The sequence below is a fragment of the Pseudomonas sp. HP_12 genome (genome assembly GCF_055283955.1).
Map to the genome: position 1 here is coordinate 24,810 of NZ_JBTOQG010000021.1, position 14,472 is coordinate 39,281.

Genomic DNA, 14,472 nt, shown 5'->3' on the forward strand with positions numbered 1-14,472 from the left:
CCGCCATCCTGCCAATTGGCAACGCACTGGCAATGGGCGTACTCTGCGATCGAGGTCGGTGATGCATCTACCCGAGTCCGCTCGCGTACGTATGCCCGTTTTGTAAAACGCACCGGCCTTGTCAGCGACATGCTTGAGTCCCGGGCGGCAGATGACCTGCCGTTACACGCCTCGCCATCGAGGGGTGTTTCGGGATAGTTGAAACTCTATCTATCGTTGCATAGGAGGACGTTTCATGAGCACAGCCTATCAAGAAGACATCAGCAGCCATGTTCTGCGCTGCATGAAAGAAGGCGGTTTCGACTTCGCACGCATTCACCCCATCGAGTTCTATGCCACCTTTCCGGATGAGGACCGGGCGCGTCAGGCTGCGGAAAAATTTCGTGGCGAGTCAGTGAATGTCCAGCTCAATGCACTGGAAGACGGTGCCTGGCACCTGGAACTGAGCAAGTTGATGTACGCAACGTACGACGGGATAGGCGACTTCGAGCAGGATTTCCAGACGGCAATTTTCGGTCTGGACGGGGAGGTTGAAGGCTGGGGCGTCAAACAGGAGCTCAAGCGCCTTCATTGAGCTGATCAACCGTCATGCGCCGAAGCGAGGCGCCGATCGTTGGAAATTGTCTCCCGCCTCCATGACCAAGTGTGGAGCGGGAGATGCACCGAGCTGAATCACAGGCAAAAAAAAGCCGCTCTCTTGGGAGCGGCGGAAAGGGAATATCGGGTGGCGTTGCCAATAAGGTTTCGAGCCAATCGCCTTGTGTGACCTGGCGGGTTGGTCTGCGGTATGGGGCGATTATGCTCAGCCCCTGAACCGGACGGAAATGAACTGTCGCTATGCCAGCGATAGATTTTCAAAGTGAACGACGCTTCGCCATGAAGCGTCGGGGAACGGGTTAGGGCGCATCGTGCACAGGAATGGTGCGGACGCTCCGGCTGTTTAATTCAACCCATTGATATTAAAGCGTTTATGCCGATGGCACGGGCCTTGCGAAGGCTCTGGTGTCCATGGTGACAAGGAGTACGGCATGATCCGCACCTTTTATGACGAGATGTACGATGCGGGCGGCATAGTTCGTCCGCATTATCGGGAATTCGCCCGCTGGTTGGGGGAAGCGCCGCCTGAGTTGCTCGCTCAGCGTCGGCGTGAGGCCGATTTATTGTTTCATCGCGCCGGGATCACATTCACGCTGTACGGCGACGAGCAGGGCACCGAGCGGCTGATCCCCTTCGACACCATTCCGCGGAGCATTCCGGCCAGCGAATGGCGGGTGGTGGAGCGCGGCTGCATTCAGCGCGTCAAGGCGCTGAACATGTTTCTCGCTGACCTCTATCACGATCAGCGCATCATCAAGGCCGGGATCATTCCTGCCGAACAGGTCCTTGCCAACGAGCAATACCAGTTGGCGATGCAGGGCCTGAATCTGCATCGCGACCTGTATTCGCACATCTCCGGCGTCGATCTGGTGCGTGACGGCGACGGCACGTATTACGTGCTCGAAGACAACCTGCGCACGCCAAGCGGCGTGAGCTATATGCTCGAAGACCGCAAGATGATGATGCGGCTGTTCCCCGAACTGTTTGCCGCGCAACGCATCGCGCCGATCGATCACTACCCGAACCTGTTGCTGGACACCCTGAAAAGCTCGAGCCCGCTGGATAACCCCAGCGTCGTCGTGCTGACCCCCGGGCGCTTCAACAGCGCGTTTTTCGAGCACGCGTTTCTGGCCCGGGAAATGGGCGTCGAACTGGTAGAAGGCGCTGACCTGTTCGTGCGCGATGACCGCGTGTTCATGCGCACCACCGACGGCCCGAAAGCGGTCGACGTGATTTACCGCCGGCTCGACGACGCGTTTCTCGATCCGCTGGCGTTCAATCCGGATTCGATGCTCGGCGTGCCGGGCCTGCTGGCGGCGTACCGGTCGGGCAATGTGGTGCTGGCCAATGCCATCGGCACCGGCGTGGCTGACGACAAGTCGGTCTACCCCTTCGTCACCGACATGATCCGTTTCTACCTCGACGAAGAACCGATCCTCAAGAACGTGCCGACCTGGCAGTGCCGCAAGCCCGAAGAGCTGTCCCACGTGCTCGCCAATCTGGGCGATCTGGTGGTCAAGGAAACCCAGGGCTCCGGCGGTTACGGCATGCTCGTGGGCCCCGCTGCCACCGCTGCCGAAATCGAGTCGTTCCGGGCGCGGCTCAAAGCCAAGCCCCACGCGTATATCGCGCAACCGACCTTGTGCCTGTCGACCTGTCCGACCTTCGTCGAGAACGGCATCGCCCCGCGCCACATCGACCTTCGCCCGTTCGTCTTGGCTGGCCGCGAAACCCGTGTAGTGCCCGGTGGTCTCACGCGTGTTGCCTTGCGCGAAGGCTCGCTGGTGGTGAACTCGTCGCAGGGTGGCGGAACCAAGGACACCTGGGTGGTCGAGGATTAAGGATGCCTGCCAATGCTAAGTAGAACTGCCTCGGATTTATATTGGATGTCGCGGTACCTGGAGCGCGCCGAGAACCTCGCGCGGATGCTCGACGTCAGTTATTCGCTGTCGCTTATGCCCCAGGACGGACGCGGGGATGGCCTGAATGAAATCGCCATGCCCCTGCTGATCACCGGAACCCTGGACGATTACCTGGAGCGCCACGGCGACCTGCACGCCGAGCGCTTGCTGCACTTTTTCGCGCTGGACGCCGAAAACCCGGCAAGCATTTTCAGTTGCCTGGGTGCGGCGCGGGCCAGTGCCCATGCGGTGCGTGGGCGCATTACTGCGGACATGTGGGAAAACATCAACGCCACGTACCTGGAAATTCGCGGCATCGCCGAGCAGGGTTTGAGCCGCTACGGCATGAGCCGTTTCTGTGAGTGGGTCAAGGAGCGTTCGCACCTGTTCCGCGGCGCGACTTACGGCACCATCATGCGCAACGACGCGTTCCGTTTTATTCGTCTGGGGACGTTCATCGAGCGCGCCGACAACACCCTGCGCATGCTCGATGCGCGTTATGAAATGCTCGAACTGCGCGGCCCGTCCGCCAACGCGGCGGCAGACAGTTCCGCCGCTGGCTACTATCAATGGAGTGCGCTGTTGCGCGCGTTGTCGTCATTCGAGGCGTACACGGAGGTTTATCGCGATGCACCGGGTGCCCGTCAGGTCGCCGAATTGCTGCTGTTGCGTGCGGACATTCCGCGCTCATTGCGTGCGTGTCTGGAGGAGCTGGACATCATTCTCGCCAGTCTGCCCGGGGCCAATGGCCGTCCCGCCCAGCGTCTGGCCGCCGAGCTGGACGCTCGCCTGCGCTACACCGGCATCGACGAGATCCTCGATGAAGGCCTGCATGAGTGGTTGAACGAATTCATTCCACTTCTGGCCCAACTGGGTAGCGTCATTCACACTTCTTACCTGGAGGCTGCATGAGACTCTCAATTAGCCACGAGACCACCTATCACTACGACGATCAGGTCCGCGCCAGCATCCAGTATTTGCGTCTGACCCCCCACGACAGCGAGCGCCAGCAGGTGTTGAGCTGGCAGTTGGCATTGCCGCGCCCGGTGCGTGCGCAGATCGATCCGTTCGGCAATATTCTCCACGTGCTGACCCTGGACGAACCCCACGAAGCCATCGTCATCGGTGCGCGCGGCCAGGTCGAGATCGACGAGAAGCGTGAGGCGGAACACGAGACTCAGTCGTCGCTGCCGTTTCTGCGCTTCACCCGCCTGACCGAGGCTGACGAAGCGATTCGCGCCTTTGCCATCGGGCAGACCCAAAAGCGCACCGACCGCACCGCGCTGATCGATATGATGCACGCGCTCAACGAGCACATCACCTATACGCCGGGCTCGACCGCCGTCGATACCAGCGCCGCCCAAGCGTTCGCCAGCCGTGTTGGCGTCTGTCAGGATCACACCCACGCGTTTCTGGCCTGCGCCCGCAGTCTCGGGGTGCCGGCGCGCTATGTGTCGGGTTATCTCTACAGTGACAGCAGCGAACACCTGTCCAGCCATGCGTGGGCAGAAGCGTGGATTGACGACGCGTGGTACAGCTTTGACGTGACCAATCAGTTGGCGATCCCGGAACGGCATCTGAAGCTGGCGGTTGGCCTGGATTACCTGGACGCCTGCCCGGTGCGCGGCATGCGCCGTGGCGGTGGCTGCGAGCAGATGCACGCCAAGGTGGTCGTATCGCCATCAGCGCCGATTGCTGTCCCGGCCGCTGCGAAGAAAAAGCCCGTCCCGGCGCCGATGATTCAGGTGCAACGCCAGGGTTGATCAGTCCCTAGCGGTCGGGCGTTCAGCTCGGCCGCCTTCCCACCACGTGCGCGCTATTCAGTGCGCCAGGCAGCCACTTCCCCCGCCACAGAAAAGAAGAGACTCCCCGACATAGCGACGTGATACCGATGCCGCCGGCGTTCGCCCTGTAGGAGACAGGAAATCAGGCGACGCCGTCGCAGGATACTGCACGTGCCGAGCGCAGGCTGCTCAGCCAAACAACCGTGTCATGTTCGGCAAGATCAGCAGCAGCGTAGTGGCGAAAACGATAAGCCCGGCCTGACGTATTTTCGAGCGCTTGAACTTGAACTTGAACATGGTAAATGCCTTTTCTTGTTATTCCTGAGCGACAGAAACCCATGGGCTTTGGTCGAGACCAAGGCGGGGGGTTGGCAAAGGTGAGGCAAAAGAGCAGGTGCCCCGATCAGCAGATCGTGGACGGCGGGCGCTGGGTGAATCGATTTTGTTATGGCGCCACTGCTACTGACTTAACCTTAGAGCCCGCGTGCCCTGCGGCTTATATCGTTGAGGCTTATCAAACCGCACGGTTATAACACTCGCAAGATTGGCGAGTAGCTATCACTCAAAGATTCCCTTTCTAGACACCTGCATCCACCGGCGGCGATGTTCAGTAGCCCGCTACCGTTCGTCCGAGTCCGAAACTTCTCACAACCAGCTACCCTGTCAATCGATCCGGCGGAAGAGCGCGCTCTGTGATATCGCTTGTGATAGATAGTGCTCTTATGACAGTTCGACTATCGGCCGGACATATAAGAAGACAGATCATCGGTTTAGCGAGGACAGCATGACCGAAGCGTTTATTTACGATGCCTTGCGCACGCCGCGGGGCAGGGGCAAGCCGGATGGCGCGTTGTACAGCGTCAAACCGGTGGATCTGGTGGCAGGGCTGTTGAAAGAACTGCAAGTGCGCAATCACCTCGACACCCACCACGTCGATGACATTGTGCTGGGCTGCGTTACGCCCATCGGCGATCAGGGGGCCGACATCGCCAAAACCGCAGCGCTGGTCGCCGATTGGGCCGTCAGCGTGGCCGGGGTTCAGATCAACCGGTTCTGCGCGTCGGGGCTTGAAGCGGTGAATCTGGGAGCGATGAAGCTCCGTTCCGGGTTCGAGGATCTGGTGGTGGTCGGCGGCGTCGAGTCGATGTCGCGCGTGCCGATGGGCAGCGACGGCGGCGCCTGGGTACTTGATCCGCACACCAACCTGCACACCCACTTCACGCCTCAGGGGATCGGCGCCGATCTGATCGCCACCCTCGAAGGCTTCAGCCGCGATGACGTGGATCTGTTCGCCGTGCAATCCCAGCACAAGGCGGCGCTGGCCCGGGAGCGGGGTGCGTTTCGCCGTTCGCTGGTGCCGGTCAGGGACCGGAACGGCCTGCTTTTGCTCGACCATGACGAGTTCATCCGCCCCGACACCACACTGGAGGCGCTGGGCAACCTGCGCCCGAGTTTCGAGGCCATCGGCAAAATGGGCTATGACGCCACGGCGCTGCGCGTCTACAGCCATGTCGAACGCATCGAGCATGTGCACACGCCGGGTAACAGCTCCGGCATCGTTGATGGCGCCGCGTTGATGCTGCTCGGCACCGCGCAAAAAGGTCAGGCCCTGGGACTGCGACCGCGGGCGCGCATCGTGGTCACGGCGGTGACCAGCACCGATCCGACCATCATGCTCACAGGACCTGCCCCCGCCACGCGCAAAGCCCTGGCGCGGGCGGGGCTGACCATTGATGACATCGACCTGTTCGAGGTCAACGAAGCCTTCGCCTCGGTGGTGCTCAAGTTCATCAAGGACATGGGTGTCGACCCCGACAAGGTCAACGTCAACGGCGGCTCGATTGCCCTCGGCCACCCGCTGGGCGCCACGGGCTGCATCATTCTCGGCACGCTGCTCGACGAGCTGGAAGCCCGGCAGTTGCGTTACGGCCTGGCGACGCTGTGCGTCGGCGGCGGGATGGGCATCGCGACGATCATCGAGCGGTTATGAACGTGGAGCACGATAACCGCTACGCCGACCGCCTTTACCCGATAACCGTTTCAGGAAGAACGACCGCATGAGCGATGCCATCCGCTACGAAACCGGCACGGATCAGATCGTTACGCTGACCCTCGACATGCCCGGCCAGCAAGCCAATACCATGAACGCGGCGTATCGCCAGGCCATGGCCGAAACCCTCGAGCGCCTGCAGGCGGACAGAGAGGCCATCGCCGGTGTGATCATCCGCTCGGCGAAGAAGACCTTCTTTGCCGGCGGCGACCTCAACGAGCTGAGTCAGGTCGACGCCACCCGCGCCGCCGCCTTCTACCAGATGACCATGGACCTCAAGGCCCAGCTTCGCGCGCTGGAAACATTCGGCAAACCGGTGGTGGCCGCCATCGAGGGTTCTGCATTGGGCGGCGGGCTGGAGCTGTGCCTGGCCTGTCACCATCGCATCGCAATCAATGGCGGCCAGGTCAGATTGGGCTTGCCGGAAGTCACCCTCGGTTTGCTTCCGGGCGGGGGCGGCACCGTGCGGCTGGTACGCATGTTGGGGCTGGAGAAAGCGCTGCCGTTGCTGATGGAAGGCCGGACAATGGGCGTCGAGCACGCCTTGAAAACAGGTGTGATCGATCAACTGGCCAGCGATGCCGATGACCTGATGGCCAAGGCGCGTGAATGGATTCTGGCCAATCCGGCGCCGATCAAAGCGTGGGATCAACCAGGGTTTGAATTGCCCGGCGGCACGCCGGCGCACCCGAAAGTGGCGCAGATGCTGGCCATCGCGCCGTCGATGTTGCGCAGCAAAACCTGGGGCTGCTATCCGGCGCCGGAGAAGATCCTGGCCGCAGCCGTGGAAGGCGCCCAGGTGGATTTCCATACAGCGGAGAAAATCGAGGCGCGTTACTTCACCGAGCTCGCCACGGGACCTGTCGCCAAGAACATGATCGGCAGCTGGTTTCAGCTCAACCGGGTCAAGGCCGCAGAGGCGCGGCCCAAGGCGCCGCCGGTGTTCAACATGCGCAAGGTCGGCATCCTCGGGGCCGGGCTGATGGGCAGCGGCATTGCCTATGTCACGGCGGTGGCGGGCGTCAGCGTGGTCCTCAAGGACATCAATCTGGCCGCGGCACAGAAGGGCAAGGATTACTCGGCGCGACTGCTGAACAAGCAGCTTGCCAGAGGCCGCATCACCGAGGCTCAGCGCGATGCCGTGCTGGGCCGTATCAAGCCGACAGGCCGCGACAGCGACCTTGAAGGCTGCGACCTGATCATCGAGGCGGTGTTCGAGAACCGCGAGTTGAAAGCTCAGGTCAGCGCCGCCGCCGAGCAAGTGGTCGTGCCCAATGCGGTGATTGCGTCCAATACCTCGACGCTGCCAATCACAGGCCTTGCCAGCGCCATCAGCCGGCAGGAGCGCTTCATTGGTCTGCATTTCTTCAGCCCGGTGGAGAAGATGCGCCTGGTGGAAATCATCAAGGGCGCGCGCACCAACGACATGACCCTGGCGCGGGCCTTCGACTTCGTTCGCCAGATCGGCAAGACCGCGATTCTGGTCAATGACACGCGCGGCTTCTTCACCTCGCGGGTGTTCGCCACCTACGCCGACGAAGGCATTGCCATGCTCGGCGAGGGCGTCAGTGCGCCGATGATCGAGACCGAGGCGCGCAAGGCCGGGATGCCGGTGGGGCCGCTCGCGGTGTCCGATGAAGTATCGTTGCGGCTGATGAGCCAGATTCGCCAGCAGACGCGCAAGGACCTGGCCGAGCAGGGCGTTGAGCTGGCCGGGCATCCGGCCGACGCGGTCATCGAGCAGCTGTTGCATGAATTCGATCGCGCAGGGAAAACCTCCGGCGGCGGTTTTTACGACTACCCCGACGGCGGACCCAAGCACTTGTGGCCGGAGTTGAAAACCCGGTTTGAGAAGCCCGACGCACAGATCAGCGGCCAGGATATTCGCGACCGCCTGCTGTTCATTCAGGCCCTTGAAACCGTTCGTTGCATGGAGGAGGGTGTGCTGCGATCGACGGCGGACGCCAACGTGGGTTCGATGCTTGGCATCGGCTTTCCGGCCTGGACTGGCGGGGCGTTGCAATTCGTCAATCAATACGGGCTGAAGCCGTTTATCACCCGTGCCCGGGCCTTGGCCGAGCGCTATGGCGAACGTTTTCAGCCGCCTGCGTTGCTATTGGAGAAAGCCGAAGAGGGGACGCTGTTCTAGCGAAGACTCTTCGCTGTGCCATATCAAGGGTTGGGACAGCGAGGGTCCAGTTGACGACAGCGGGCGGCCACAACTGGGCCTTGCCTTGCCCCGGCCTTCAAGGCAGGCTTGAGCCCACGCATTTTCGCTTTGTCGCTTCAGGAATTTTTATGTCGTTACGCATCTGCATTCTGGAAACCGACGTACTTCGCCCGGAGCTGGTCGATCAATACCAGGGTTACGGGCGGATGTTCGAAAAACTCTTTGCTCAACAGCCGGTGCCTGCGGAGTTCGTCGTCTACAACGTCATGCACGGCGATTACCCGCCGGATGACGAGCAATTCGACGCCTATCTGATCACGGGCTCCAAGGCCGATTCCTTCGGCACCGATCCATGGATCGAAACCCTCAAGACGTATCTGCTCGAACGCTACAAGCGCGGCGACAAATTGCTGGGCGTATGTTTCGGCCATCAATTGCTGGCGCTGCTGCTGGGCGGCAAGACCGAGCGCGCATCCCAAGGCTGGGGCGTCGGCATTCATCATTACAACCTTGCACCCACCCAACCGTGGATGACGCCGGCGCTGGACAAACTCACGCTGCTAATCAGCCACCAGGATCAGGTCACGGCGTTGCCCGAAGGCGCCACGGTCATTGCCACCAGTGAGTTCTGCCCATTCGCCGCGTATCACATCAACGATCAGGTGCTGTGCTTCCAGGGTCATCCGGAGTTCATCCACGACTACTCGCGCACCTTGCTCGACATCCGTCAGGACGCGCTGGGTGAGCAGGTCTACGGGAAGGGCATCGCCAGCCTGGAAGAAGACCACCACGGCACGGCGGTGGCGGAATGGATGATGCGGTTTGTGGCAAACAAGCGTCCGGTAATCTGACAGCGTGGTTGCGCTCATTTTGCAGCCACGCAGGTGCATCTGCCGAACGATCAATTGTGGGAGCGAGCTTGCTCGCGAAGAGGCTGGAGCATCCGCTACATCTCCGGCGGCTGAAACGCCGTCTTCGCGAGCAAGCTCGCTCCCACAGATTAAGAGTTCGTCAGTCCCTACGCCGAGCCCCGTGGGAGCACCCGGTGAGTCATTGAAGATTCAATACCATGGCGCGCCAACCCGTCAAAGCCAACCCGACCGCTTGAAGCTCGCGAACAAAATCCCGCACCCGCCGACGATCACGCCCAACACCATGTAATACCCGTAATGCCAGCTCAGCTCCGGCATGTTCTGGAAATTCATCCCGTAGATCCCGGCGATGGCGGTAGGGAAAGCCAGAATCGCGGCCCAGGCGGCAAATTTGCGCTGGGTCAGGCTCTGCCGCGAAGACTCCAGCAGCAGGCTGATTTCGATGGTCTGGCTGGCGATGTCGCGCAGGTTGGAGAGGTCTTCCATCTGCCGTTTGACGTGGATCTCCACGTCGCGGAAGTACGGCCGCATGTTCTTGTCGATGAAGGGAAAGCTCAGCTTCTGCAACTCCTCGCCAATCTCCACCATCGGCGCCACGTAACGGCGCAGGCGCAGCAGGTCACGACGCAGGGCGTGGATGCGGTGGATGTCGGCTTCGTTGAGGTCCTTGCGCAGCACGTTGTGCTCAAGCTCTTCCAGCTCGCAGTGAATCGATTCGGTGACCGGCTGATAGTTCTCGGTGACGAAATCCAGCAGCGCATACAGGACGAAGTCTTCCCCGTGCTCCAGCAGCAATGGCCGAGCCTCGCAGCGCTGACGCACCACCCCGTAGGACTTCGAATCGCCGTTGCGCGAGGTGATGACGTAGCCCTTGCCCGCGAAGATGTGGGTTTCGATGAAGATCAGCTTGCCGTTCTCGCGGATCGGCGCGTAGGTCACGATGAACAGCGCGTCGCCGAAGGTCTCCAGTTTCGGCCGGCTGTGGACTTCCAGCGCGTCTTCGATGGCCAGTTCGTGCAGATTGAACTGCCGCTGCAGCGTGGTCAGTTGTTCGAGGTCTGGCTGCTCAAGGCCGATCCAGACGAAATGCCCGGGTTTCGCCGCCCAGGCCGCGCCTTCGTCGAGGGAGATGTTGGTGACTTTCTTTCCGGCACTGTAAACGGCAGCGGCAACCACTCGACCCATAATGTCTGCTTCTTCTTTTAGGAAAAACTGACGCGCAGCTTAGCGCGCTCCCTGATCAGAGTCGGCGGATTTAAACGAGTTCGCAGGTTTTTTCAGTGCTGTTCAGCGTCTGTTCGGATGGCAGCAGCGGACCCGCGGACCTGCGCGTCCATGCTGGCGATGCAGGTCTGCATCTGACCGTGACAGAGCCCGATGAGCTGCGGAATGTCTTCGCTGGTCAGGCCCGCTGTCGGGATCGCGGGCAGCGTGCGGATGATCACCTCGCCACTGTTCCATCGATTCAAATCCATGCTGCGCACGTACGTGCTTACGCACACGGGCACGATGGGCACGCCGGCCTCGATCGCCATTTGAAATGCGCCGCGTTTGAACGGCAATAACTCCGCGCCTTCGTTGCGTGTGCCTTCGGGGAACACCCAGATTGAAGTGTCTTTGTGCTGCAGGGTTTCGGTGGTCTGGAGAATGGCGCGGCGTGCCCGCTGCGGGTTGCCGCGATCGATCAGCACGTTGCCCGCCAGCCAGAACAGCTGGCCAAAGAACGGCACCCACTTGAGGCTCTTCTTGCCGATGCAGACCGTGCGCGGCGGCACGATGTTGCCGAGGACAAACAGATCGTAATTGGACTGGTGATTACAGATGATCACGCAAGGCCTGGCGTGCTCGAACTGCGGGCTGAGCTGCGCATTCAGGCGCAGCCCGAGAATCCCCATGGCGGGGAGGGCGTAGAGGCGAGCACACAGGCGGCTGTTGTCAGGGTTGAAGGGGCGGCACAAGCCAAGCAAAAGACCCAGCGCGCCAGCGACAAGAAAGTGCAGGCCCATCAACAACATACGCAATACGAACAGCATGCAAAAACCACCCGGTAGGCGAAAAGCCGCGCAGTGTACGGATGTGCACTGGAATCGGCAATCGGCCACGGGCCGGGCGGAGGGTCAGGAATTTAACGGGATGTTTCGGGGGAATGCGCTGCAGGGGAATGCAGCGCGTTGTCGGTGATGCCTCAGAGCGGGATCTGACGATCCAGCTCGATGGCCCGGTCGAGGGTCTCGAGGAATTCCTTGCGCACTTTCAACTTGGTCTGCTTGTGGGCGCGCATGTTGATCTTCTTCAGCTGCAGCGCGACGGTGCGCGCGGCTTCGGTGAGTTCTTCCGGGGCGACCACTTTGTCGAAGAAGCCGGCTTGCAGCGCGCCCTTGGGGTCGAACATCTCGCCGCAGATCACCGAGCGGCCGAAGGCACTTTTGCGCAGGCGGTCACGGGCCAGTTCGATGCCGGCGTGGTGCATGGTCATGCCGATTTGCACCTCGTTCAGACCAATGCTGAACGGACCCTCGACGCCGATGCGGTAATCCGCCGACAGCAGCAGGAAGGCGCCTTTCGCGACAGCATGGCCGCCGCACGCGACCACCACGGGGAACGGAAACGACAGCATGCGCCGCGCCAGCGTGGAGCCTTCGGCGACCAGGGCCATGGCGGCTTCCGGCGACGAGGTCATGATTTTTAGATCGTACCCGCCCGAGAGAATCCCCGGCTGGCCGGTGATGATCACCACGGCGCGGTCCTGCTCGGCGCGGTCGAGTGCGGCATTGAACGCGGCGACCACCTCGTTGCTGATAGCGTTGACCTTGCCGTTGGCCAGGGTCAGCGTCGCAACGCCGTCATCCAGTTGATAGGCGACCAAATCACTCATGTAGCGAGTCCTTTTTTGTTTTGAAGTGGCGCAGACGTTACCCACCCGGCAGGGCAAGGTAAAGCGCAAAGGATGACTGGCAAGTCAGGGGGCGGGTCGCCAGGCCTGGCGACCCTGAGATCGGGCGGAGAGGGCGCGGTTAAACCTCGACTTCGTTCAGTTCGCAGTACTCTTCCCAGTCCATGTCCAGTGCCTCGGCCGCTTCCTTGTGTGCAGCAAGGCGCAACTCCTTCAACTGCTCGGGGGTTTCGGCAATGAAAGTCAGCGCCAGCTCCCAGGTCGGGATGCCCAGATTTTCGGCTTCGTCTTCGAAGGCCCAGAGGGTCTGCTGTTGCTGCTCTTTCGGGCTCAAATCCTGGATCTCAGCCTGCAACATCGGATTGGTCACGATGTACTTCGCCAAGGCAGCTTCGGTCCAGTCGTTTGCGTTCATGCGGGGGTGATCTCCTATGGGTCGAGCTGACGTGTTGCTGTGGGTGGATGCTGAGGTGAGGGGCGATTGTGCGTGATGTAAATCACTGGCGCCAGCGGTACACGCCCCGTCGGTCGGGGTAGCCCCGTGCGCAGGCCGCCGAACAAAAAGGGCCCGCTTTGCAGCGAGCCCTCGGTCAACGGCGTCGGAATATCAACCGATCGCCATCGGCTTCTTCACATTGCGGTGTGCGTTATCACCCAGCAGCGGGTGAGGGCCGTGGGGGCCATACACGCCAATCGGTTCCGGAAAGGTGCGCAGCAAAGTGATGTACAGCAGCGCCGCCAGGCCAAGGGTGATCGGCAGGCTGATGTCGATGCCGCCCGCCAGATTGCCCAGCGGACCGACAAACTGCCCCGGCAAGTTGACGAAGCACAGGCCCACCGCCGCACTCGGAAGCCACGCGCCCAGGCCGCGCCAGTTCCAGCCGTGTTCGAACCAGTAATGGCCACCGCTCTGACCCCGCGTAAACACTTGCAGGTCCGCCGGGTGATAGAAGCCACGGCGAACGATCAGGCCGAGCACCATGATGACGATCCACGGCGAGGTGCAGGTGACGATCAGTACCGCGAAGGTCGAGACGCTTTGCACTAGATTGAACGCGAAACGGCCGATGAAGATGAAAGCGATGGCCGCGATGCCGATCAGAATCGTTGCCTGAGCACGATTGAGCAGGCGCGGAAACATGCTCGACATGTCCAGCCCGGTGCCATAGAGCGACGTCGTGCCGGTCGACATCCCGCCGATGATCGCGATCAGACACACCGGCAGAAAGAACCAGCTGGGCGAGACTGCCAGCAGGCCGCCGACGTAGTTGTTGTCGGTGATGTACTGCGGCGCCTGGGTGGCCACGATGGTCGCGGTGCACAGGCCGAACAGAAACGGAATCAGCGTGCAGATCTGTGCCAGAAACACTGACGCCATGATGCGTTTTTTCGATGTCTGGTGTGGGATGTAGCGCGACCAGTCACCGAGAAATGCGCCGAACGACACCGGATTGCTCATCGCCAGAAGCGCCGCCCCGATGAACGCCGCCCAGAAGCCCTCGCTGCCCCGATTGACCGTGCCGGCGAAGCCCGCATCGAAGCTGCCACCAAACGCAAAGAGGCCGAGCAGGAACAACAGGCTTGAAGCGAACACCGCGATCTTGTTGACCCACAGCATGAAGCGGAAACCGTAGATGCACACCACCAGCACCAGCACGGCGAAAACGCCGTAGGCCAGCGCCAGGGTGATGTCGTTTTCCGGCAGGCCGACCATGCGTTTGGCGCCGCCGATCAACGCATCGCCCGAGCTCCAGACCGACAGCGAGAAGAACGCCACCGCCGTTAGCAGTGACAGAAACGAGCCGACAATGCGCCCGTGAACGCCAAAGTGCGCGCCGGAAGAAACCGCATTGTTGGTGCCGTTGAGGGCGCCGAACAGACCCATCGGTGCAAGGATGATCGACCCGAGCACGACCCCCAGCAGGATTGACCAGACGCCGGCCTGGAACGACAGGCCGAACAGCACCGGAAAGCTGCCCAACACTGCCGTGGCGAAAGTGTTGGCGCCGCCGAAGGTCAGACGAAACAGGTCGAGGGGCGCAGCGTCGCGCTGATGGTCAGGGATCTGTTCGACCCCGAAGGTTTCGATCGTGGTGGTGGGGTGAGCCATGGGATGTTCCTGCGCACTGTCGTGTTGTTATAAGGCCGGCGCACAAGCGCTGGCCCGTTATCTCGACCGGTGAACCCGATCGTGGCATTGGCAGT

At 61.4% G+C, this 14,472-nt stretch carries 12 protein-coding genes; 7 read left to right on the forward strand and 5 right to left on the reverse strand.

Annotation, left to right across the window (positions count from 1 at the left end; all coding sequences use genetic code 11):
* Nucleotides 1-235: 235 nt before the first annotated feature.
* The 7 genes from ACYASU_RS14840 to ACYASU_RS14870 all read left to right on the forward strand — a co-directional run bounded on the left by ACYASU_RS14840 (nucleotide 236) and on the right by ACYASU_RS14870 (nucleotide 9,353).
* Complete coding sequence (locus tag ACYASU_RS14840) at nucleotides 236-574, forward strand: ribonuclease E inhibitor RraB (protein WP_192175034.1); 339 nt, start codon at nucleotides 236-238, stop codon at nucleotides 572-574.
* A 454-nt stretch (nucleotides 575-1,028) separates the two neighbouring features.
* Nucleotides 1,029-2,438, forward strand: coding sequence for a circularly permuted type 2 ATP-grasp protein (locus tag ACYASU_RS14845; protein WP_074891898.1), 1,410 nt, complete (start codon nucleotides 1,029-1,031; stop codon nucleotides 2,436-2,438).
* Between the two features lie 12 nt (nucleotides 2,439-2,450).
* Nucleotides 2,451-3,410, forward strand: a complete 960-nt coding sequence (locus ACYASU_RS14850; protein ID WP_065989404.1) for an alpha-E domain-containing protein — start codon at nucleotides 2,451-2,453, stop codon at nucleotides 3,408-3,410.
* Nucleotides 3,407-4,261 (forward strand): transglutaminase family protein, encoded by an 855-nt coding sequence (locus ACYASU_RS14855; protein WP_463583229.1) that lies wholly within the window; start codon nucleotides 3,407-3,409, stop codon nucleotides 4,259-4,261. Before ACYASU_RS14850 ends, ACYASU_RS14855 begins: the two co-directional genes overlap by 4 nt.
* A gap of 805 nt (nucleotides 4,262-5,066) precedes the next feature.
* Nucleotides 5,067-6,272, forward strand: coding sequence for an acetyl-CoA C-acetyltransferase (locus ACYASU_RS14860; RefSeq protein WP_463583230.1), 1,206 nt, complete (start codon nucleotides 5,067-5,069; stop codon nucleotides 6,270-6,272).
* Between the two features lie 67 nt (nucleotides 6,273-6,339).
* Nucleotides 6,340-8,481: a 3-hydroxyacyl-CoA dehydrogenase NAD-binding domain-containing protein gene (locus ACYASU_RS14865; protein ID WP_463583231.1), complete on the forward strand. Its 2,142-nt coding sequence runs from the start codon at nucleotides 6,340-6,342 to the stop codon at nucleotides 8,479-8,481.
* 149 nt (nucleotides 8,482-8,630) lie between these two features.
* Nucleotides 8,631-9,353, forward strand: a complete 723-nt coding sequence (locus ACYASU_RS14870; RefSeq protein ID WP_463583232.1) for an amidotransferase — start codon at nucleotides 8,631-8,633, stop codon at nucleotides 9,351-9,353.
* Between the two features lie 234 nt (nucleotides 9,354-9,587).
* On the opposite strand, the gene ACYASU_RS14875 is transcribed toward ACYASU_RS14870, so the two are convergent.
* The 5 genes from ACYASU_RS14875 to ACYASU_RS14895 all read right to left on the reverse strand — a co-directional run bounded on the left by ACYASU_RS14875 (nucleotide 9,588) and on the right by ACYASU_RS14895 (nucleotide 14,377).
* Entirely contained in the window at nucleotides 9,588-10,559 is a 972-nt protein-coding gene (locus ACYASU_RS14875) for a magnesium and cobalt transport protein CorA (protein WP_463583233.1), read from the reverse strand.
* 92 nt (nucleotides 10,560-10,651) lie between these two features.
* On the reverse strand, nucleotides 10,652-11,407 hold the full coding sequence (locus ACYASU_RS14880; protein ID WP_346628297.1) for a lysophospholipid acyltransferase family protein: 756 nt from the start codon (nucleotides 11,405-11,407) through the stop codon (nucleotides 10,652-10,654).
* Between the two features lie 152 nt (nucleotides 11,408-11,559).
* Entirely contained in the window at nucleotides 11,560-12,249 is a 690-nt protein-coding gene (locus ACYASU_RS14885; protein WP_463583234.1) for a crotonase/enoyl-CoA hydratase family protein, read from the reverse strand.
* A gap of 139 nt (nucleotides 12,250-12,388) precedes the next feature.
* Complete coding sequence (locus ACYASU_RS14890) at nucleotides 12,389-12,682, reverse strand: DUF6388 family protein (RefSeq protein ID WP_122537871.1); 294 nt, start codon at nucleotides 12,680-12,682, stop codon at nucleotides 12,389-12,391.
* A 192-nt stretch (nucleotides 12,683-12,874) separates the two neighbouring features.
* Nucleotides 12,875-14,377: a purine-cytosine permease family protein gene (locus ACYASU_RS14895; RefSeq protein WP_463583235.1), complete on the reverse strand. Its 1,503-nt coding sequence runs from the start codon at nucleotides 14,375-14,377 to the stop codon at nucleotides 12,875-12,877.
* Nucleotides 14,378-14,472: the final 95 nt, after the last annotated feature.